A 21,908-nucleotide genomic window follows, 5' to 3' on the forward strand; every position below is an offset into this window, starting at 1 on the left:
CCAAGATAGTCTTCAAAAATTTATACACCAATCGGTATAAATAAGGTATAAAATCTATATACTACGCCTAAATCTTACTTAATTACAACATCCTTTCGCTTACCTTAGGATGTTGCCATGACATAAAAATAAAATTTTTATCATATGATTTTCTCCTTGTGTTATTGAAAGATTGTGTAATTTGACCCCTCTATGTTCTCAATCACTTAATGATATATTTTGTTCCTCTGCCTTTTCCTTCAACTGCAATCACACCCTTTTTCTCCATAGCTTTCAGTAATTGTGTTGTTTTTGATTTGCCAAATGGGACATATGGTGCAATTTCACTTATTGGTTTCAGCATCGTCTTACTTAAAAATTGGTAAATCACTTTTTCGTCTTCGGTTAAATTGACATTCGTTTCAAATATCGGTAGTACAATTTTTATAGCATTTTCTGACACTTCAAATTCTGGTTTTATCAAACTCTCTGCATACAGTTGTTTGATTCGTGTAATTCCTGTTCCAAATATCTCTACTAATCCCAGTCTGTAAAATACATTTGCAAGATTTCTATTTCTTAAAATAGATAGTTTACCTGATAAATATTCTTCTGCCGTTATTCCAGCCGGCAATCCACCAGGAGACACTACTTCTATTCTATCATCGAACATAGAAACTCTGATGTGTGAATTAATATCCCATACCCTATGAATCAAAGCATTTGCAATTGCTTCTCTGAAAGCTGCTTCCGGTATTTTCTCTACCATCTTTCTGTCAGCCCCCTGTATTACTTCATATTGGTAATAATCTCTAAATACAGCAAGTGCTTTTTCATATATTTCTAAAACCGATATATGTTCAAACGTTACTCTTTTTTGAATAATACTGATATTCTCACCGAACTTAACAATATCAATTCCTGAAAAATGATTTTTATCTGCCAAAAGTCCCGCTGCATTATTATAACCATTTATATTGTCATACAGGTTCAATGTTTTTAAAGTATCTTGATTGAAAGTTTCAATGTAAATATTTTCTTTCAGTTTACACTGTAAAATTTTAAAAGATAGCTCCTGATCTTTACAAGGTAATTCTTCGAAGCTAATATTTTTTCCATCTAATACAAGCCTTGAAAATTCCAATGTATCTACCTCTATCGTTGCTGTATCATTTCGTTTGTATGCTTTTGATTTATATAAATACGGTTTTTGAAGACCACTTTTTACAGTAAGTTTTATCGTCTGGTCATTATTCTGTATTTCAAGTGTATAGTTTGGTTGAGGTGATATACTGTCATTGATTTTATTTTCGATATCCAGACAGGCTTGTTTTACATCTGACAATCCTTTCACATTTCCATTATCATCAACCCCAAAAAGAATTGTTCCACCATTGTAATTCGAAAAGGCACTAACTGTTTTCAAAAAAGTATTCGTAATCGTTTCCTTGAATTCTAATATTCTTGTTTCACGCATAGTAATCGTTCCCTTTCCAACCATAATGATTATATTATATGCAAAAATGCGCAAAAAATCAATCGTATTTTTTTACGATTGATTTTTTAATTGATTTTGAGTGTAGTATTATTTTTTGACCAACTGAATTATGACAACTTTTTTAATTATTCCGATTCGGTCTTCCAAAGGTATAAATACGGTGTAAATTATTTGTTTCTATCTAGAAAATCCTACAAAATCAAGTCTTTCTCGCCATACTTTAAATGTTGCCGTGACATATAAATAGTATTTTGACCATTTTTTTATCTCCTTTAGTGCTAACGGATTTGAGGCGATAAACCTTTATTTTTCAACATTTTTGCACATTTTTATATTTAATTGTTTTTCATTTTTCCTCATAAATGAGGGTATTTTCTCTATAACTTTATGCGTTAGAAAGTGTGTTATATCTTCGATATATAACACACTCTCTTTTTTAGTCTTCGTCGTCTGCCTCTTCGTCAAAATTTGGTTCCGGTTCTTCGTCGTAATCCTCATTATTTAACGATACTACAGCCGGAGCACGGTCAAGGCTATAAAAATTATATTGCTTGCTTTGTGCCATATTAAAGAACTGTTCTTTAATGTTTCCCACCTCAAGGTGCGTATATACACATATATGCCATAATTGGTTCATCTGGAAAGTTTCTTCTATGTTCAAATTTTTTCTTTCCTGATTTTATTTTCTCATATACTTCCGGTTTAAAACTTAAAAGCATTTTTCTCACTTATGACACCACCTTAATTCCATCTACATTCGATATTAAAAACTTCCATCGGCATACTAACAAATTGAACATCAAACTTAAGGCTTGGTTCGACCTTTGTGCTTGCATTGTGAATTCTAAAGCTGAGTTGCCAACCATTATCAAGATACATTTCTACTGTATTATCACTGCCAGGTTTAAACTCAAGTGCCACAAGTCTTGTAGGCAACTTTACAATGGGTACTGTGATTGCAGATACTTTATTCTTCGCTGGCTTATTCAATGTATCATGCATATTAAATGTATGAATCATCGTAAGTCTCTTACTATCTTTGCTCACGACTTTATAATAATCTTCAATACCAATTAAATACTCAATCATTTTTCTCGGCATCGTCTGATCTTTTTCATTTGCTCGATTTATTTCATCAATAAATGCTTGTAATAATGGAATGTATACTTTCTGACTCTTGTCTGCAATTTCAGACCATTTTGTACCATAATTTTTTTCCTGTTTCAACAAATCAAATACAGGCTCAACTGCCTCCCAATATTCGTCAGAACAAGGCGTTCCAAACCATTCATTCCCAAAATCTAACTTATGACTTAATCTACTATGCTTAACTGCATCATGATTGTGCTTAATACTTAAACCAATTTCCCATTCAATATTTTTTTCTTTATAACAATATCTCTAACATCACCTTTTACACCTTGACCATCTTTTTGAAATTCAAGAGTAAGCTCGTCACTATCAACTTCTGCCATTCTCGGCTCAAGTTCTAATACCATATCGATAGCAGCCCCAGCAGATGTCATAAATATTTCCTGCATATCTTCATCCATTAAAGACCATGCTTTTTCATTTGCTACCAAACTGGAATTCTCAACAATTCTTGTTTTTCTTAACTCAGCTATTGCCTTATATAAAGTTTGCATCCAAGCATATTCATATGCCCCGCTTCTTTTGCTCCCTTTGCACACTCATTTGCAAGTATATCAGAATTGCTCCCTCCTCGAAGACTTGTCGATATGATCAATACTTTTTTTACCATAATTAACCAACTCCGTTTTCTTCAAAAAATTTCTGGATTTTATCAAATGGGATTACATCCAGATTATCGTAAAGATCTGTATGAACAGCCCCTGGAATTGTTATCAGCTCTTTATTGGATGTGTACTTGCTGTCCTTAATCATATTTTCATAAGCATCTTTTCCAAAATAATAGCTGTGTGCTTTTTCTCCGTGAACAATGAGGACTGCACTTCTGATTTCATTACTGTACTTTAATATTGGCTGATTCATAAATGACATACATCCAATACTGTTCCAGCCATCATTGGAATTCAGGCTTCTTTTATGATAACATCTGCCTTTATAATACTCACTGTAATCTTTTACAAAGAAAGGGGCATCCTCTGGAACCGGAAGAGAAACACAACCACCAGCTCTGGAATATTCGCCTTTACAGTATTCTTGTGTTCTGAGGGTATTCAGCGACTGTTTCTTCGCATAACGTGCTTCTTCACTGTCCTCAGAATCAAAGTACCCATTCGCATTTACCCTTGTCATATCATACATGGTAGATGCAACCGTTGCTTTTATTCTTGTATCGAGTGCAGCTGCGTTAAGAGCCATCCCACCCCAGCCACAGATTCCAATGATTCCTATTCTATCTTGATCTACCTCTTCCCGAACAGAAAGGAAATCAACAGCAGCCATGAAATCTTCTGTATTAATATCCGGAGAAGCCATGTATCTTGGATTGCCTCCACTTTCTCCCGTAAAAGAAGGATCAAATGCAATAGTAAGGTATCCTTTTTCAGCCATCGTCTGCGCATACAGTCCGGAACACTGTTCTTTGACTGCACCAAATGGTCCACTTACAGCAATCGCTGGATATTTCCCAAATGCATTTTTCGGCTTATACAAATCTGCAGCAAGTGTGATTCCATAACGATTTACAAATGTCACTTTCTCATGATCTACTTTTTCACTTTTTGGAAAAGTTTTATCCCATTCAGATACTAGTTTTAATTCTTCTGTTTTCAACATAAATATAACCTCCATATGCAAATTGTCTTATAATTCAAGAATGCCTCGGCATTCTTGCTGCGAGGTGCGCTGTAGAAGTATGTCATGCAATTGCATGACATACTTCTACAGCGCACCTCTGCAATCCTGCCGGAGGCTATATCAGCTGGGGGATTGACTCCCAGCTGATATACTTTTTTCAACCTTCCTATTTTAGTTTTCTATATTCTTCATCACTTACCGGTTCAAGCCATTCATTGGAACTATTTTCGCCCGGAACTTCTATTGCCAGATGTGAAAACCATTCATCCGGTGCTGCGCCATGCCAGTGTTTTACTTCTGCCGGAATATTGATGCAGTCGCCTGGCTTCATTTCTACAGCTTCTTTACCTTCTACCTGATAATATCCTCTTCCGGCAACGCATACCAGAATCTGTCCGCCTCCACTTTTTGCATGATGGATATGCCAGTTATTTCTGCATCCTGGTTCAAATGTCACATTGAAAATTCCAACCTGAGAAGTAGAAATCGGTGCAAGAAAACTTCTGCCCGAAAAATACTGTGCAAAGCCATCGTTTGGTGCACCAATTGGAAATACCATCTTTTTTGCATGCGCCCGCATCGCTTCCTCTTCGTATGACAAATCTCCTTCGCCTGTTTCCCACACTGCCTTTGCAAGATTGAAAACAGCCCATGCTTTTGGCCAACCTACATAGAATGCGACATGTGTGATCACTGCAGCAATCTCTTTTTGTGTCACACCATGATTTTTTGCATTTTGAAGATGATATCTTAAAGATGAATCCGTAATTCCGGAAGCCATCAGAGCAACCACTGTAATAATGCTTCTTGTTTTTACGTCGATGTCCTGATTATTCCAGTTTTCGCCGAAAAGTACATCATCGTTAAAATGTGCAAATTCCGGTGCGAATTCACCAAGTGTATTTCTCCCTGCTGTCTGTACTATTTTTCCCATATTCTGTATACCTCCATAACGCTGTTATTTATAAAGAGTTTACCCATTCAGCGATTTCCTGTTTCGTTCCACAATTTAACAGTCTGCCTTCTGTAATAACTGCGTCTGATGCAGATGACTGCAATTCTTTCACAGTGTTCCCAAATCCACTTCCTCCGGATGTTGCAAAAAGCACAATCTTTTTACCACTGAAATCGTAAGCTTCTAAAAATGTATTGATGATTGTCGGAGCCACATACCACCAGATTGGGAATCCCAGAAGGATCTCGTCATAAGAACTCATATCCATCTCTTTTTTCATAATCGCCGGTCTATATTTTTTATCACTCATTTCCACACTGCTTCTGGATTTTTTATTCATCCAGTCAAGATCAAGCTTTGTATATGGAACTTTCGGCTCAATCTCAAACAAATCCGCTTTTGCTTCCTCTGCGATCATCTGTGCTACTTTTTTTGTTGTTCCGCTTGCACTGAAAAATGCCACTAATTTTTTACTCATAATAAAAAGCCCCTTTCTATACGTATTTTTCACAAAAAAATAGATGTATAAGATTTACATTCATCTTACACATCTATTTTAAGCTCTATCGCTTCATTATGTCTAATGCTTATATTGAATTTTGTTTTATGCCTGAAAAGCATTAATCTCCTCGATCATTTTACGGACTGCCAAAGAATATGGGATATTCCGTCTCCAGGCAATCACCGTACTGGTTGTGATTTCAGGAGAAATTCTTCGCTGTACAAGAATATCCTCTCGCCAATATTTTGCAGCACCCTCAATTGAAATTGGATACCCCAGTCCATTTGCCGCCATAACTCCGGCATTCGTTCCAAGATTACTCGTAAAAGCAATCTGTAATTTTGAAAAGTCTTTCCCAAACCAGTTGGCAAGTTCACTTTGAACGTTCATTCTTTCCGGCAGGATCAAGGGTTTTCCAATAAGATCTTCTTTTTTTATAAACTCTTTTTCTGCCAGCGGATCATCCGGCCGCATTCCGACACACCAGTGATCACAATCTGTGATCCGGATATAATCCAGACCTTCGGTGTCCACCGGCTCCATGAATAATGCAATATCTACAAGTCCTTTGTTCATCATCTCATACACTGCATCTGCTGTTGCAGTATGCAATACAATCTGAACCAGCGGATATTTTTCTTTATATGTTTTACATATCTTCGCCAATGTCTCCACTGCTGCAAATTCACCGCATCCAATGGTTATCGTGCCCTCTACAACCTCTTCTTTTCCTTTCAGTTCCTCAAGCGTCCTTTCCTCAAGATTAAGAATCTCCAAGGCACGCCTTTTTAATAAAATTCCTTCATCAGTGAGCGATATTTTCTTCCCGTTTCGAATAAATAATGTTATTCCCAGGTCCTCTTCAAATGCCGCCATTTGTCTGGATAGCGTTGGCTGGGTAATATGCAATTGTTCTGCTGCTCTTGTAAAGCTCTGTTCTTTTGCTACTGTTAAAAAATAGCGTAATAATCTTAATTCCATATCTTTATATTCCTACAAATTTTTCTTGTAACCATTCTATCATATTGCATCCCAGGCATCATCTATATCTTTACCTTTAATAATAAATCGCACACAAATCAATTATATCAAGAAGTAAATTATACTGCTTCTTTGCTGTATCGTTCATTTCATGATTCATCGGTGCGTTCTGTGAACACAACGTTGCTTCCGAAAGTTTTGATGGTGCTGAATGATATAACATCAAGTCTTCTACATGAATTTTCATTCTATTTCTGATATATCAAATTCAACCGCTTTCATTAAAATCTTACTCTGTGGCATCTTTTATTTCTATTATATTTAACATTCTACCGCCACCTTGATCACGCCGTTCCTCTTATTTTCAAAAAGTTCATAGGCTTCTTCGATTCTGCTAAGTGGATAGGTGTGTGTGATCAGTGGTTCCGTGTTGATCTTACCTTCCGCGATCAGTCTCAGCGTTTCTTCACAATCACAACCGTCTACTCCTCCTGTTTTAAAAGTCAGATTCTTTCCATACATATCCGGCAGAGGTAACGTCTGGGCTTTATCGTAAAGTGCCACCACCGTCACGATTGCATTTGGCCTTGCGCATTCCCATGCAAGACGGAAAGTAGATTCTGCTCCTGCAACTTCAAGAACAACATCCGCTCCACCATGCTCGCTGTTTGCCTGAACAAAATCAAAACATTCTTCTGGCGAAACTGTAAGAACTTCCGGATAATGTTCCCTGATAAAGTGCATACGCTTTTCGTCTTTTTCACACATGATGATCCGCTTCGGATTTTTCAGCATAACAGACAGTAAGGTACAGATACCTGTAGGACCGGCTCCAATGATCAGCACCGTGTCATCCTCAGTGATCTCGGAAATACGTGCTGCCCAGTAACCGGTGGCAAGTACATCTCCTACAAATAACGCCTGTCTGTCCGTAACTTTATCCGGAATCTTATTCAGCCCCTGATCTGCAAATGGTACACGGACATATTCTGCCTGACCGCCATCGATACGGCATCCAAGAGCCCAGCCGCCATTTTCATTGGTACAGTTATTCACATAACCTTTCTTGCAGAAAAAACATTCTCCACAAAAAGTTTCTACATTTACCGTCACCCGGTCTCCTGGCTTCACATTCTTCACAGCAGTTCCGACTTCTTCCACAATTCCAACCATCTCATGACCGACTGTAATCCCCGGCACTGCCCGTGGAACGCTTCCATGCTTAATGTGCAGGTCACTGGAACAAATGCTGGCAAGTGTCACCTTTACAATGGCATCTCTTTCATGCATCAGCACAGGCTTTGGCTTTTCCATTAATTCAAATTTTCCTTTTGAAACATAAGTATAAGTCTGCATTCTTTTCCCCATCACTTTCTATAATAATTTATCAAGAATTTCCGCTGCTGATCTATTACCGAATACGCCATTGCCAAATAACAACCAAGATAAGAAGGTGCACCGGATAAAACGCATAACAGAAATACTTGAACCACTTGCTATGGTACCCCTGCTCTCCATGATATAACCAGATTGGAATCAGTGCCAGCAGTGCAAAGCTCTGCTGTGCAATCTCAAAATGATGTCCCAGAATCGTTACCGGATAATACAGATTCCTCAGCATAACTACATTCAAATAATACAGCCCGACAAGCTGTGCCGCAAAAGAAATCCAAGTTTTCTTGCGAAAAAAATAAAAAAGCAATACCGTCAGTATTCCTGCAGCATTGTAATCTACCATGGTTATGGTTCCAAGCAGAAAATCCATCAAAAGCACGAGGCAAACCACAAAAAACGATATCCATTTCTTTTGTTTCTTCTTTGCCTTTTCAATGATCTGTATCGATAACACCCCTAATAAAAAGGTCCATAGTACATTTTGATGAAACGGGTAAAATACAGAACTTCCCATAATCAGGTTAAATGGTATTTCTGAAATTATGGCAAATAGAAAAAGACGCAGCATGTATTTTTTCACATTCGAAGTATAATAGCATCCTTCTGCGATCATAAATGCGAAAATCGGAAAAGCAAGTCTTCCTACGCATGTCATCCATTCCTGTGCTGGAAATAGTGTCGCCCACAAATGATCACATAACATAAACAGCATTGCCAGAATATGTAGTGTAAACGAATCAATTTCTCTTTTTTTCTCCATAGGTTCTTCTCCATCTATCCAGGCATAGATATCTGCCTTTTATTCTTTTCATTATATTATGGAGCATTATCCAACGTCAATCAACTCTTGTATCCAAATCTATCGCTAATTCAGCCAAAACTAAAATACTCAACACATTCTACTCATAAGGGGTGTTCATTTCTTATAATTTCTATTATGCTTAGATTAAACAGAAGGGAGTGAATTATATGGATTTAATCAAAATCGGAAAATATATTGCAGAAAAAAGAAAAGCTCTTGGACTGACGCAGAAGCAATTGGCAGAAAAACTGAATATGAGTGACAAATCGGTTTCTAAATGGGAACGAGGAGTTTCCCCAACAAAAGGATATTAGAAACAATCCATGAAACACCTGCTTGCGTTAAAGGAATTACAATAGAATACTATATTTTTTAACATGCATTTCTATATTGATTTGCATGTTTTTAATTTCAAAAGAAAATTTAAAATAAACACTATATAACACTTGACAACAGTTTGTGACTGTTATATACTGTTATCAAGAAAAGAAGGAAGGATATAAAGAATGAAAATTATAATCAATACTTCCCTAATGGTTCCCATATATGAACAGATTGTTGACCAGATTAAAATGCTCATACGCAACGGGGAACTAAAGGAAAACGACAATCTTCCATCTGTCCGTACACTTTCTAAGGAACTAAAAATAAGTGCTTTAACTGTAAAAAAAGCTTACGACAATTTGGAAAGTGAGGGTTTTACGGTTACAGTACATGGAAAAGGCACTTATGTAGCGGCTACAAATACAGAACTGCTTTTGGAAGAACAGAAAAAAGAATTGGAAGCGGATTTGGAGCAGGCTATCCAAAAAGGCAGACGATGTGGTATTAGTGATGAAGATATAAAAAGTTTATTTGAGCTGATATTGGAGGGTTGATGTATGTTAAAAATTGAACACTTGAAAAAGCATTATGATAATTTTTCTCTTGATTGTTCATTAGAGCTTATGTCTGGATGTGTAACAGGCTTGATTGGACAAAACGGTGCTGGAAAAAGCACAACATTTAAGGCGATATTAGGTTTGATTTCAACTGACGGCGGAAATATTACCATACTTGGAAAGGACAGAAAAGACTTCACAGCAAAAGATAAAGAGGAATTGGGTGTAGTATTGTCGGATTCTGGTTTTAGTGGGTATCTGAAGATAAAAGATATTATCCCTATATTGCAGAATATGTACTCAAAATTCGACAAATCACTATTTATAGAACAGGTACAGAAATTTCAACTACCTATGAATAAACAGATAAAAGAATTTTCAACAGGAATGAAAGCAAAATTAAAAGTGCTGGTTGCAATTTCACACAATGCAAAACTGCTGATACTGGACGAACCGACAGCAGGTTTAGATGTAATCGCAAGAGACGAATTGCTTGAAATGTTAAGAGAATTTCTGGAAAAAGATGAAGAACGCTCCATTTTAATCAGCTCTCATATATCCAGTGATTTGGAGTCGCTATGTGATGACCTTTATATGATACATGACGGAAAAATTATTCTGCATGAAGATACGGACGTTCTTCTTAGTGACTATGCTTTATTAAAAGTAGACGCAGAACAATACAGCAAGCTGGATAAACAGTTTATATTGCGTTCCAAAAAAGAAACATATGGATATAGCTGTCTGACAAATCAGAAACAGTATTATATGGAGAATTATCCTAAAATTGCCATTGAAAAAGGTACAATAGATGAAGTCATTACCATGATGATAAGGGGGACAGAACAATGAAAGGCTTATTCGTAAAAGATTTGAAATTGATGATGTTACAGAAAGATTTTCTGTTGCTCATTTTGGCGATTGTAATCGGAATGATGATATTTACTGATGATGTGATATTCCCATTAGGTTTTCTGAGTTTCATTGTATCACTTTTTACAGTAAGCACAATCAGTTATGATGATTTTGATAATGGAAATGCGTTTCTGTTTACATTACCTATTACACGTAATCATTATGTGAGTGAAAAATACTTTCTTGGTCTATTATTGGGGTGTATGGCTTGGGTTTTGGCAACTGTTTTAGGAATAATTACAACTGTATTGAAAGATACATTACCTATTACAGACTTAGTACAGAATTCATTGATGATTTTACCTATTATGATTGTCGTTCAAGCAATCATGCTTCCTTTTCAGCTAAAATTCGGTGGAGATAAAGGAAGAATTGCTATGATTGGTGCATTTGGCGGTCTGGCAGTAATCACTCTCGTTATCGTGAAAGGAGCAGAAGCCATTTTCAATATTGATTTAGTTAGTCTGTTAGATAATATGCCAACTGTAAGCATGGGAGTTCTTATCGCTATTGCAATTATTATCGCTTTGTTGATGTTATTGGTTTCAATGAAAATCAGTTTGTCAATTATGAACAAAAAAGAATTTTAAAAAGGAGCAATTATATGGACTTTACAATATTGGCTGTTGTACTACTGCTGTGCGGTGGTATTCCTTTAAGGAATAAGATATATAAGGAACGCAAAAAGAAAAAAGAGGATAAAAAGAAAGGTATATAAAGTGGGTGATTTCATGGATAGTATTTTATGTGTTCTTGCCTTGATTGTATTTGCATATTGGTTTTTTATCAAACGTAACAAAAAATAATTGCTGTTGTGAGGAGAATATAAATGAAAAATACTAAATCATGTCCTAAATGTGGCTCAACCGATATTGTTCGTATTCCAGATAACCCTAACCGCCATGCCAGCGGAAATAATATTTACACAAGCACTTATACGCTATTTGGGAAAATCCCTGTAATACGTTATGTTTGTTGTTCATGTGGATATGCAGAAAATTGGGTTGAAAACGAAGAAGAATTAGAAGAAATTAGAAAAACATTTAGATAATTGAAAGGCGGTATTGATGACTATGAAAGAATATAAGTATGTAGAAGTGAAATTTGAGGCAAAAGGTGTGCTATTCCATTCTGCTTCTGAACCAAAAGAAATAATCAACAAATATGCTAAAGAGGGATATTCCTATGTTGGTTTTATTCCTACTTTAATAGATGCACATGGCGGTTTTAGAAGAATTGATTTGATATTTGAAAAATAATCTTTAAAAGCGCAGGTGATACTATGGGAAGATATTAGTAGCAGAATTTTGGGATAATGAAGAACATTATTTCCAGCAAACAGTTGAATGGCTATCGAAAAAGATATGTACCACTCCTGCTTATATACAACAAGACAGGACAGATTTTATAATCAATCCTTTTACTCGTACTGTATCAAACAAAACAGGCAATATCATACAGCTTACAGCAAAAGAGTTTGATTTACTTTATTTTCTCATTTCTCATAAGGAGTAGGTTTTTACCAAAGAACAGATTTATGAAAATGTATGGGGATATGACTATCCGGAAGACCCTAATAATCTGACTTCATTCATACGAAAATTAAGAAAGAATATTGAGCCGGAGCCGGACAGACCACGCTATATCGTCATTGTCAGAGGTGTTGGATATAAGTACACGGAAAATGAGGAAATGGTAGGCAAGACAGCAACACCGCCGGAGTGATCCAGACGTGGTGGCGGTCGTAAGACATCAAGCCATGCCAGTTTTGCTGGCAAACGGCTGGTTCACTCTGACGGTGGGGCGAGCGTCAGCGAGCCATAAAGCCCCCGTTATCTAACAGGGGGGTACTATTACAAAGGACAAGAGAAAAAATAAATACAAAACTGCTGATATGCAACGATTTATAAGGTTATAAGAACTTATTTCACTTCACACCATATTCTTTTTACCCGACAGGTCTAAAACAGCATATCAATAGAAAATAAATATAAGATACAAGGTGTATGCTCCTATGAGTATATGCCTTTTTTGATTGGAGGAATGAAGCATGAATGATATAGAATTTATTGAAACATTAAAGCAAAAGAGAAATGCCTGTGATTATTCTCAATCACGACTGGCACAGGAATTGCAAATTAGCAGGCAGAACTTAAATGAAATTGAAAACGGAAAAACAAAAGCCAGTAAAGAAATGAAACATATACTTTTACATTATCTTGATTATTGTAATTGTACACAGCCTTTCACTTTAACGATTGACTATCTGCGTGTTCGTTTTCCTACCACAGACGCATTGGAAATTATAAAAAATGTACTGGCAATGAAAAGCGAATATTTTATACATGAAGATTACGGAATGTTTGGTTATGAAGAACAGTATATCTATGGGGATATTAGTGTAAATGCTTCTAAAGATAGTTCTATGGGTGTTTTATTGGAATTAAGAGGTATGGGGTGTCGAAACTTGGAATATGTTTTACAGGCAAGAGGGATAGACTGGTATTACTTTTTAAGCAGTTGTATAGATTATCAAGGTGTTTTTAAACGCATAGATTTGGCGGTCAATGATATGGGCGGATTGCTGGATATAGAAATTCTAAGAGAACGTTATTATGCCAACAAGGTATGGAAACGTTCAAGAACCCATGAAGCAGTAGACAGCGGAAAATTATCGGGTACACATGGAGATACTGCAAAAACTTTTTATATCGGTTCAAAGAATAGTTCTATTTACTTTTGCTTGTATGAAAAAGAAAAGGAACAAAAAAGCAAAGGTATAAAAACAGACATTAAGAACCGATTTGAAATTCGTTTAAAAAGTGGAAAAGCAGAACAAACGATAGAACAACTTGTTTTTTCAAGAAATCCCGAACAGATCATAGCAAGCCTTATCCTCACACAGATAGATTTTCCCGTTTATATTTTATGGGATATATTTTTAGATAATGTAACGACTTCACTTCCGTTTATTATGACGCCTGTTGCTGTCAATATGGATAAAACAAAACGTTGGTTAGAAAGACAGGTCATGCCCTCTTTATTGATGATAAAAGAGATTGAAAAGCAAACAGGAGCAAATTATCTGGAAGAAATCGACAGACATACAAGACTAACAGAAAAGCAGGAATTAAAAATTAAACAAATGACAACAGACATAGCAGATATGATTGAGAAAGATACCGCTGTTCCACAAGGGAATGACGGTATTTTTTAATTTCTTCAAAAAATCTGCAACAAAACGGCTACTTGCGTACAGATATGGTGCGAGGAAAGGAAATCTAACTTTTTTTCAAAACTACTCATTAAATCGAGGTTTCCATTCCCTATATGGAGTGAAAGAAGAAAATATTTTCATTCTCAACTTAACCTTTGGCAGTTGCCGTTCCCTATATGGAGCAAAGAAAATCTTTCATTCCATAGTTGGCAATAACGGTGTTGCATGGGTAGTTAGGGTATGAAAAGAAGTTTTTTCATCAGCAACTTAGCAGAATGACACTTTCTTTCCCTATATGGTACAGGAAAAGAAAAAAGTTTTGAATATTGGTTACGCTTTTGCTCTTTTCCAACGCGATATATAGGAAAGACGATTTTCTTCTTTTGTGTTCTTTGACAACTGAATAAAGCAATTCAATACCTTAGACAGACAGCGAGCCGTTGAAACAGATACGCCATGACCTTTCTCCAGCAAAAGCGAGCGATAACCTATTTGTGTTCCTGTAAAAGATTTGTCCTCTTTTATCGCCATGACCTGTCCTGTCTGATAATGATACTCCCGTACAGCCACAGCTTGAGCGTTCAGAGCGTCGCACGCAATGGGTACGGCTACATAAGAACTATGCAGAGGTGGAACTCCTGTGGGCTATGACAAATGCCATTGAATTGTTTAGAAAAGATTTTTACAGAAAAGGGGGGGGGTATGTGTTATTGCTGATATTGTAAAAACAAGGCAAGAAAAGACAAATAATAAGCGTGGCATTGGCAACAGAGGAAAAACAAAGATTGTTGTAAAAGAGCATTTTTCTGAAAATGGAAAGACAATGGAAGAACTTCTGACTGATGTTATGCTTGAAAAGGCAAAGCAGACAATCGCATAAATTCGGTGCAGTTGTAAGAAATAGATTGAATGTGAAAAATAACCCATGTTATACTTTACTTGCAAGCAGGTATTGTAAACATGGGTTAGTTATAAAGGAGGATAACTGACAATGAAACAACAGATTTACAATACTGCACTTTATCTTAGGTTAAGCCGAGATGATGAATTACAGGGCGAAAGTTCCAGCATTACCACACAAAGAAGTATGTTGCATCTATATGCAAAAGAACATCATTTGAATGTGATTGATGAGTATATTGATGACGGCTGGTCGGGAACAAATTTTGAAAGACCGAGTTTTCAAAGAATGATTGAAGATATAGAGGCAGGAAAAATCAACTGTGTTGTAACGAAAGACCTTTCCCGACTTGGCAGAAATTATATTATGACAGGACAATATACAGAATTGTATTTTCCCAGCCATAATGTCCGTTACATAGCGATTGACGACGGGGTAGACAGCGAAAAAGGCGAAAGTGAGATTGCACCATTTAAAAATATCATCAATGAATGGGTGGCAAGAGATACAAGCCGTAAAGTGAAATCGGCATTTAAGACAAAATTTGCAGAGGGTGCGTATTATGGGGCTTATGCTCCGTTAGGATATAAGAAACACCCCGACATTAAAGGAAAACTGCTGGTTGATGAGGAAACAAAATGGATTGTTGAAAAAATCTTCTCCCTAGCCTATCAAGGTTACGGTAGTGCAAAAATCACAAAGGTACTGCGAGAAGAAAAAGTTCCGACAGCGTCTTGGCTGAATTTCACAAGGTACGGTACTTTTGCACATATCTTTGAGGGAAAGCCCGAAAGCAAGCGTTATGAGTGGACGATTGCTCATGTCAAGGCAATTTTAAAAAGTGAAGTCTATATCGGAAACAGCGTTCATAATCGACAATCAACAGTTTCATTCAAGAGCAAGAAAAAAGTGCGTAAGCCCGAAAGTGAATGGTTTCGAGTAGAAAATACCCACGAACCGATTATTGACAAAGAAGTGTTCTATCGTGTGCAGGAACAGATAAAATCAAGGCGTAGACAGACAAAGGAAAAAGCAACGCCGATATTTGCAGGGCTTGTCAAGTGTGCGGATTGTGGCTGGTCTATGCGGTTTGCGACAAATAAGGCAAATAAAACGCCATACAGTTATTATGCTTGCAGTTACTACGGACAGTTTGGCAAAGGTACTTGTTCTATGCACTATATCCGTTATGATGTGTTGTATCAAGCCGTATTGGAACGATTGCAGTATTGGGCTAAGGCAGTACAGCAAGACGAAGAAAAGGTGTTGAATAAGATACAAAAGGCTGGGAATGCAGAGCGAATACGGGAAAAGAAGAAAAAGGCAAGTGCCTTGAAGAAAGCCGAGAACCGACAAAATGAGATTGACCGCTTGTTTACGAAAATGTATGAAGATAGAGCCTGTGAGAAGATAACGGAACGAAACTTCATCATGCTGTCGGGGAAATATCAAAAAGAACAGATAGAACTGGAACAGCAGATAACCAACCTAAGAGAAGAATTAAGTAAAATGGAACAGGATATGATAGGTGCTGAAAAGTGGATTGAGTTAATTAAGGAGTATTCCGTACCAAAGGAACTGACAGCACCGTTGTTAAATGCAATGATAGAAAAAATCCTTATTCACGAAGCAACAACGAATGAGGATAACGAAAGAATACAGGAAATAGAGATATACTACCGATTTATTGGAAAAGTAGACTGATAATGAGGGGTCATATCTTTAACTAAGGGAAACTGGCATATGCCTGCCGGACGTGTCAATTTATATGGAATTGTGCAGCATACTTAGAATCAGCATTAATGAATTTCTTGCAGGTGAAGATATCGGTGCTGAAAATGTAATTGAAAAATCAGACAGCAATCTTATTCAGATTACAAAAGAGAGTAAAAAGAAACAAAAAAATTTAAAAACAATTCTTGCTGTAGTAACTGTTTTTGCAGTAATTGTCTCTGCGATCCTTGGCACTTTATTCTTTCACAAACTGATACAGCCAAAAAATTATATTACCGCAGTTGATCAGACAAGTACTGAGATGAAAACAGCAGAATTATTATCCGGAACAGACGGCGCATATCTTTTTCATTATTTTACAAAAGATGAATTTAAAACACTCACCATTTATGTATCTGAATATCAGTCTGGGACACTGATCAGTAAAAGTAAAGTGGCTGATTTGGACTATGACGGAATCGATTCCCCTTCCAGAGGCGTCATTGCTGTTGTGCCGGATTTTGAATCTTTTAAGGTAAAATTAATTGTAGCAGATGATTATGCAAAATATTCTACGGATTTTCCTATTTTAGGACAATAAGCTTAAAACTATCGTTCTCTGATTTTTCTGACATTACGATTCATTAGGTGTCTTCCAATATGTCTATAAACAAATGATTTAAAGGCTGAAATTTCTTGATGATGTTCCTTCAACAGTTCATCTGGACAATCATAAACACCAAAATCCTGATTGATTCCCTCGCTCTGAATATAAGTATTGTTCCTATCAAACTCAATAATGAGATTTCTGAAATCCTTGACTGCTACTCCATAACCGCAAAATGCACCTGTACATTCCGAATTTTGTTCCTGTAACTTCTTTATGTAGGTTTTATCCAAAATGAAAGCTTCCAGTTCGTACCACTGATTTTCGAAATTAATTTCTACCCAGCTATGGAAAATACTTTTTGGAGCATTACGGTAAACAAACCCGGTCATAGCCCCTTTCTGCAATCTTTTATCAATCGTAAAACCATGTACTCTGCATGGAATATTGCAGGCACGTAAAAGTGCCATAAATAAAGTTCCTTTTGTATTACATTGTCCATAACCATCTGCAAGTACTTTTGAAGCTGAAATTCCGTCATCAATATTATATCCAAATAAAACATCATCTCTTACATAGTTGTAGATTGCCTTAATCCTTTCAAATTCACCCATTTCCTTCCATTTCATATTTTGAATAAGTTTTTGAATTGCCGGATTAGAAAAATCAACCATTCGTGTTTCCCTAAGATACTTATCTTTCATTTCCTATCGCCTTTCCCATAGGTTTTCTCACGACACAATGCATTCGCATACCTTTACGAATTTCAAATTTTTCTACTTTTAATCCTGCTTTTTTGCAACATTTTATGACCACATCTCTTGTTGGCACTTGGACATCTCCATGTCCGCATATATTTGCCAACGGCATTTCCAATGTATTCATTAGCCATACCAATACTTTATTGTCACTGGTCACATCTCTCAGTATCAATCTTCCATTTGGGCGAAGACATCTTTTCACACTGTCAAAAAATGCCTGTGGATCCGGATAATGATGGAAGCTCATAGAACAAATAATTGCATCAAATGAATCCTTTTCAAAAGGAAAGTTCTCACAATCTCCTACAACAAATGTTGCATTTGAAATATTTTTCTTTTTTGCCTGTTCAATCATGGCAGGAGTCAGATCCAGTCCTGTATAATGTCGTTCTGGATATTTTTCTGCTAATAAAGAAATCATCGGAGCAGGTCCGCAGCCTGCATCCAATAAATCTCTAAATGGCTCCTTCTCTAATTCTTCCAGAATATCCGGATAATCCTTCTTGCACATTTCGTAAATACCAGCATGGCTACTTTCATATCTTCCTGCTGCTTTTGTAAATTCTTTAATTGACAATTTTTTATATTCTTCATTTTTCATGCTTTTTCTCCAATCACAGTACCTTTTTCGCCTTGCATCCGCATTTCTTCATTCTTTTCATATAAGCATAAAACTGCTTATGCAATTCCCTCATTTCATCTGGTGCCTTCATAGCATGTTGATACATAAATTTATCTCCAAAACTACTTCCAAATGTAACTGCCAGCATAATCGTCAGAAATGACAATGGCAAAAAGCGAAAAATATTCATTTTCCATGGTGACAGTTTACCCTTTTGTTTTCGCAAAAAGTTAAAATTTCTTTTCAGCCTTTCCGCTGTTTTCCTCATAATTTTCCATTCTTTTTCCACTTTCTCTGGATCGTCTGATTCATAATACGCATCTGCAATCGGTACCACCATAGCAAGATGACAAAGCTGCCATAGATGCATATCCGTTACTTTCTGGTATGGTATATGAGCATGCCTCAATATCTCTGAAAACTGCTTAGTTCTTTCGGATTTATTTCCTGATATTTCTGCAAATGTTGTCGGCTGAATCAACCTTGGAGTGAGTGCTGCATCAAGGATACCATCATCATTTATACTTCCGCCTGCTCCTGGAAAAGCCGGTAATATTCTCCCTTTTCCAACAATGTTTTCCCATTTATTGTAACTGTCCAGTGAATTTATCATTGTAACAATCGTATTACTTTTATTATTTTTCAATTCAGTAAGTGCTTCATACAGCTGGTTTTCCCGGACAGTAAGCAAGACAAAATCATAAATATCATCGTTTGGTAGTTCTCCAAGAATCCTAATTTTTGCCTTTATTACTTCCTGATTTTTCTTATATAGCAATCCATTATTTCTTAAAGCCTCAAATCTTTTTCCTCTGGCATAAATACTTGTATCATAACCGGCTTCTGCAAATAAAGCTGCATACAAGGAGCCGATCACACCCGCACCATAAATCAATATTCTCATAAAAATCATTCCTCTCCTCTTACCCCAGTGCCACATCCAAGATCATCATCAAACTAAATCCAAGTGCAAAGAAAAGCGTACCGATATTCGAGTTCTGTCCCTGAGACATTTCCGGAATTAGTTCTTCAACCACGACATATAACATGGCTCCTGCTGCAAAGCTGAGTAAATATGGTAATGCCGGGATTACCAGCTGTGCGACAAGAATCGTCATTACTGCTCCAATCGGTTCAACGACTCCTGAAAGTACACCTCCCAGAAATGCCTTTCTCTTACTTTCACCCTCTGCCCTAAGCGGCATGGATATAATTGCTCCTTCTGGAAAATTCTGGATAGCAATTCCAAGTGATAAAGCAAGTGCACTTGTTGCTGTAATCTGTGCATTTTCAGCAAGAAATCCAGCATACATTACACCAACTGCCATACCTTCAGGGATGTTATGTAATGTAACTGCCAACACCATCATCGTAGTACGGCCAAGTTTGCTTTTCGGTCCCTCTGCCTGATCACTTCCAACATGAAGATGCGGAATCAAATGATCAAGTGCAAGTAAAAACAATATACCAATCCAGAACCCAGCAACTGCCGGAACAAACGATAAAGTTCCCATATTTTCAGATTGTTTAATTGCCGGAATCAGAAGACTCCAGATTGAAGCCGCAACCATTATACCTGCTGCAAATCCTGCAAGTGCACGTTGCAGTAACTTGCTAAGTGTTTTTCTCATAAAAAACACACATGCTGCACCTAGCGTTGTTCCAACAAACGGAATCAGTATACCTTCAAAAATATTTATTCGCATTATATTTTCCTTCCATATATGCTCGAAAAAATTCATTGGCAAAAATAATTATCTTCAGCGGTATAGTATTAGTTCTATAGCTTATTGATTATATTGCCTAATACCTAATATATGTTATTCTATAATCTTTCATACTTTCATCGTGTTAGTTTTAACTAACCATCTAGTATAAAGAAAACCGTGTAAAAAGCAAACTGTAATTTTACACGGTTCTTTTATGCTTAAGTATATCACTTACGTAATCATATAACAATATATTTCTTTCAACAATTTACAAAACTGGGCGGTGGAATTTACTCTTTCACACAATAATGTTATGGTTGTATCTCCTTCTGACAGCAGTACTGTAAAAATATCATATCTTCCAAAGGTGTAAATTCTCCGTTTTTGCATTCGACTCTACGATTGCTGCATCAATCTTCTGAAAACGTTCTGTCAAATCTCTTTCCTCCTTCGTGTCATCTGATACAATACGGTTACCATTACAGAATTATTTTCCCAAGCTGCCAAAATGCCACCGCACTCGCCGTTGCCACATTCAGCGAATCAACACCATGTGTCATCGGAATTTTAACCGTATAATCACATAACGCTATTGTCTCGTTTTCCAGTCCTTCACCTTCATTTCCAAGAATAACTGCCAACTTTTCTTCCTTCATCAGTTCCGAATCATCGATGCTGACCGAATCATCAGTCAGCGCAAGTGCTGCCGTCTTATAGCCAAGCTTTTTCAATTCTGCAATCGCCTGTTTTGGCCAGATTACTTCCCGCTTGCACCGCATTTCATTGCTATCCCGGATAAATGTCCACGGAATCTGAAATACGGTTCCCATACTCACCCTGGAAGCCCGTCTGTAAAGCGGATCACTGCATCCCGGACTCAGAAGTACCGCCTCCATATTAAGAGCCGCTGCAGACCGGAAAATTGCTCCTACATTTGTCGGATTCTGCACATTTTCAAGAATCGCGATTCTGTTTATCCCATCACACAGATCCTGAAATTTTCGAAGCGGTTTCCGTCTCATTGCGTAAAGCATTCCTCTGGTCAGTTTGAAGCCTGTCAATTTAGTCAGCACCTCAAAATCCGCTGTAAAAATCGATACTTTCGTATCATCAAATCTGTTCATAATCTGGCTTGTTTCTTCATTCTCTTCCATCTGCTTCTTTTCAACAAGAACAGACAATGGCTCATAACCTGCATCCAACGCTCTGCCGATCACCTTCGGACTTTCCGCAATGAACATTCCCTCTTCTGGGTGATCTTTATTCAGAAGCCGTGCTTCTGTGCATCTGGCATAAATATCCAATTCCGGCACATTAAAGTCTTTGATTTCTATTACGTTCAGCATTTCTTTTCCCCTGTTTTCATCCGTATATTTAATCTGATCACCTTTTACAGACCTTCGCGATACACCTTATTGATCGTTGCCTGCGCATGTTCCAATTCTTTTTTCTGGATAATTGCGTTCCGATCGCTTAGAATTGCCAGCATCTCATCCACCACATCTTCCGGTCGCGGATCTGATATACGGTACAGATAGCCGAGCATTCTTGTTGCTGTATAATCTGTGTTCATCTGTTTATAAGCAATTTCCCTGCAAAGGCTGTCCGGATAGCCTTTCTGTTGCAGTGCTTTGTATAGTTCATCCTGTTTTGATTGTGCCATAAATTATTCTCCAATATAATGCT

At 36.9% G+C, this 21,908-nt stretch carries 24 protein-coding genes and 3 pseudogenes; 10 read left to right on the forward strand and 17 right to left on the reverse strand.

What is annotated here, in order from left to right; all coding sequences use genetic code 11:
* Positions 1-202: 202 nt before the first annotated feature.
* The 10 genes and pseudogenes from PGU50_RS11175 to PGU50_RS11230 all read right to left on the reverse strand — a co-directional run bounded on the left by PGU50_RS11175 (position 203) and on the right by PGU50_RS11230 (position 8,854).
* A complete protein-coding gene (locus PGU50_RS11175; RefSeq protein ID WP_195509666.1) occupies positions 203-1,456 on the reverse strand; it encodes an RNA-binding domain-containing protein in 1,254 nt (417 codons plus the stop codon).
* Positions 1,457-1,913: 457 nt separating this feature from the next.
* Positions 1,914-2,114: a hypothetical protein gene (locus PGU50_RS11180; RefSeq protein ID WP_270246979.1), complete on the reverse strand. Its 201-nt coding sequence runs from the start codon at positions 2,112-2,114 to the stop codon at positions 1,914-1,916.
* A gap of 104 nt (positions 2,115-2,218) precedes the next feature.
* Positions 2,219-3,123 (reverse strand): annotated as a pseudogene (locus PGU50_RS11185) (HaeIII family restriction endonuclease).
* 118 nt (positions 3,124-3,241) lie between these two features.
* Positions 3,242-4,240, reverse strand: a complete 999-nt coding sequence (locus tag PGU50_RS11200) for an alpha/beta hydrolase (protein ID WP_270246982.1) — start codon at positions 4,238-4,240, stop codon at positions 3,242-3,244.
* A 187-nt stretch (positions 4,241-4,427) separates the two neighbouring features.
* Positions 4,428-5,195, reverse strand: coding sequence for a carboxymuconolactone decarboxylase family protein (locus PGU50_RS11205; RefSeq protein ID WP_270246983.1), 768 nt, complete (start codon positions 5,193-5,195; stop codon positions 4,428-4,430).
* A gap of 28 nt (positions 5,196-5,223) precedes the next feature.
* Entirely contained in the window at positions 5,224-5,694 is a 471-nt protein-coding gene (locus PGU50_RS11210) for a flavodoxin (protein ID WP_270246984.1), read from the reverse strand.
* Between the two features lie 126 nt (positions 5,695-5,820).
* Positions 5,821-6,699 carry a LysR family transcriptional regulator gene (locus PGU50_RS11215; RefSeq protein ID WP_270205988.1) on the reverse strand — a complete coding sequence of 293 codons (879 nt, stop codon included), beginning with the start codon at positions 6,697-6,699 and terminating at the stop codon, positions 5,821-5,823.
* 76 nt (positions 6,700-6,775) lie between these two features.
* Positions 6,776-6,922, reverse strand: a complete 147-nt coding sequence (locus PGU50_RS11220; RefSeq protein WP_270246985.1) for a hypothetical protein — start codon at positions 6,920-6,922, stop codon at positions 6,776-6,778.
* 98 nt (positions 6,923-7,020) lie between these two features.
* Positions 7,021-8,055 carry an alcohol dehydrogenase gene (locus PGU50_RS11225; protein WP_117834809.1) on the reverse strand — a complete coding sequence of 345 codons (1,035 nt, stop codon included), beginning with the start codon at positions 8,053-8,055 and terminating at the stop codon, positions 7,021-7,023.
* 55 nt (positions 8,056-8,110) lie between these two features.
* The gene (locus PGU50_RS11230; RefSeq protein WP_270246986.1) at positions 8,111-8,854 is read right to left on the reverse strand and encodes a TraX family protein; all 744 of its coding nucleotides are present in this window, start codon (positions 8,852-8,854) and stop codon (positions 8,111-8,113) included.
* A gap of 209 nt (positions 8,855-9,063) precedes the next feature.
* On the opposite strand from PGU50_RS11230, the pseudogene PGU50_RS11235 reads away from it, so the two are divergent.
* The 8 genes and pseudogenes from PGU50_RS11235 to PGU50_RS11270 all read left to right on the forward strand — a co-directional run.
* Positions 9,064-9,189 (forward strand): annotated as a pseudogene (locus tag PGU50_RS11235) (helix-turn-helix domain-containing protein); the annotation flags it as partial.
* A 213-nt stretch (positions 9,190-9,402) separates the two neighbouring features.
* Positions 9,403-9,774 carry a GntR family transcriptional regulator gene (locus PGU50_RS11240; RefSeq protein WP_004611555.1) on the forward strand — a complete coding sequence of 124 codons (372 nt, stop codon included), beginning with the start codon at positions 9,403-9,405 and terminating at the stop codon, positions 9,772-9,774.
* 3 nt (positions 9,775-9,777) lie between these two features.
* Positions 9,778-10,629 (forward strand): ATP-binding cassette domain-containing protein, encoded by an 852-nt coding sequence (locus PGU50_RS11245; protein WP_004611556.1) that lies wholly within the window; start codon positions 9,778-9,780, stop codon positions 10,627-10,629.
* The gene (locus PGU50_RS11250) at positions 10,626-11,282 is read left to right on the forward strand and encodes an ABC-2 transporter permease (protein ID WP_117801673.1); all 657 of its coding nucleotides are present in this window, start codon (positions 10,626-10,628) and stop codon (positions 11,280-11,282) included. Before PGU50_RS11245 ends, PGU50_RS11250 begins: the two co-directional genes overlap by 4 nt.
* A gap of 239 nt (positions 11,283-11,521) precedes the next feature.
* Positions 11,522-11,743 carry a hypothetical protein gene (locus PGU50_RS11255; protein ID WP_009320125.1) on the forward strand — a complete coding sequence of 74 codons (222 nt, stop codon included), beginning with the start codon at positions 11,522-11,524 and terminating at the stop codon, positions 11,741-11,743.
* Positions 11,744-11,765: 22 nt separating this feature from the next.
* Positions 11,766-11,951 carry a DUF4177 domain-containing protein gene (locus PGU50_RS11260; RefSeq protein WP_044929481.1) on the forward strand — a complete coding sequence of 62 codons (186 nt, stop codon included), beginning with the start codon at positions 11,766-11,768 and terminating at the stop codon, positions 11,949-11,951.
* Positions 11,952-12,219: 268 nt separating this feature from the next.
* A pseudogene (locus tag PGU50_RS11265) lies at positions 12,220-12,417 on the forward strand (winged helix-turn-helix domain-containing protein); the annotation flags it as partial.
* 325 nt (positions 12,418-12,742) lie between these two features.
* Entirely contained in the window at positions 12,743-13,909 is a 1,167-nt protein-coding gene (locus tag PGU50_RS11270) for an XRE family transcriptional regulator (protein ID WP_117801671.1), read from the forward strand.
* 330 nt (positions 13,910-14,239) lie between these two features.
* Here PGU50_RS11270 and PGU50_RS11275 read toward each other — a convergent pair whose 3' ends face one another.
* Entirely contained in the window at positions 14,240-14,440 is a 201-nt protein-coding gene (locus PGU50_RS11275; RefSeq protein WP_154266806.1) for a hypothetical protein, read from the reverse strand.
* Positions 14,441-14,900: 460 nt separating this feature from the next.
* Here PGU50_RS11275 and PGU50_RS11285 point away from each other — a divergent pair, with 460 nt between their 5' ends.
* Both PGU50_RS11285 and PGU50_RS11290 read left to right on the forward strand, forming a co-directional pair.
* Positions 14,901-16,514, forward strand: a complete 1,614-nt coding sequence (locus PGU50_RS11285; protein ID WP_117801670.1) for a recombinase family protein — start codon at positions 14,901-14,903, stop codon at positions 16,512-16,514.
* A 64-nt stretch (positions 16,515-16,578) separates the two neighbouring features.
* Entirely contained in the window at positions 16,579-17,124 is a 546-nt protein-coding gene (locus PGU50_RS11290; RefSeq protein WP_270246987.1) for a hypothetical protein, read from the forward strand.
* A gap of 8 nt (positions 17,125-17,132) precedes the next feature.
* Here PGU50_RS11290 and PGU50_RS11295 read toward each other — a convergent pair whose 3' ends face one another.
* The 6 genes from PGU50_RS11295 to PGU50_RS11320 all read right to left on the reverse strand — a co-directional run bounded on the left by PGU50_RS11295 (position 17,133) and on the right by PGU50_RS11320 (position 21,885).
* Positions 17,133-17,834 (reverse strand): transglutaminase-like domain-containing protein, encoded by a 702-nt coding sequence (locus PGU50_RS11295; RefSeq protein ID WP_270246988.1) that lies wholly within the window; start codon positions 17,832-17,834, stop codon positions 17,133-17,135.
* The gene (locus PGU50_RS11300) at positions 17,824-18,492 is read right to left on the reverse strand and encodes a class I SAM-dependent methyltransferase (RefSeq protein WP_270205992.1); all 669 of its coding nucleotides are present in this window, start codon (positions 18,490-18,492) and stop codon (positions 17,824-17,826) included. Before PGU50_RS11300 ends, PGU50_RS11295 begins: the two co-directional genes overlap by 11 nt.
* A gap of 13 nt (positions 18,493-18,505) precedes the next feature.
* Positions 18,506-19,417: a ketopantoate reductase family protein gene (locus PGU50_RS11305; RefSeq protein WP_270246989.1), complete on the reverse strand. Its 912-nt coding sequence runs from the start codon at positions 19,415-19,417 to the stop codon at positions 18,506-18,508.
* A 19-nt stretch (positions 19,418-19,436) separates the two neighbouring features.
* Positions 19,437-20,219 carry a ZIP family metal transporter gene (locus tag PGU50_RS11310; RefSeq protein WP_044998575.1) on the reverse strand — a complete coding sequence of 261 codons (783 nt, stop codon included), beginning with the start codon at positions 20,217-20,219 and terminating at the stop codon, positions 19,437-19,439.
* Positions 20,220-20,701: 482 nt separating this feature from the next.
* Positions 20,702-21,568 carry a TrmH family RNA methyltransferase gene (locus PGU50_RS11315; protein WP_270246990.1) on the reverse strand — a complete coding sequence of 289 codons (867 nt, stop codon included), beginning with the start codon at positions 21,566-21,568 and terminating at the stop codon, positions 20,702-20,704.
* A gap of 44 nt (positions 21,569-21,612) precedes the next feature.
* Complete coding sequence (locus PGU50_RS11320) at positions 21,613-21,885, reverse strand: hypothetical protein (protein ID WP_008369091.1); 273 nt, start codon at positions 21,883-21,885, stop codon at positions 21,613-21,615.
* Positions 21,886-21,908: the final 23 nt, after the last annotated feature.

Origin of the sequence: Coprococcus sp. AM11-30B (assembly GCF_027674365.1) — a bacterium.
Taxonomy (GTDB): Bacteria; Bacillota; Clostridia; order Lachnospirales; family Lachnospiraceae; genus Allocoprococcus; species Allocoprococcus comes.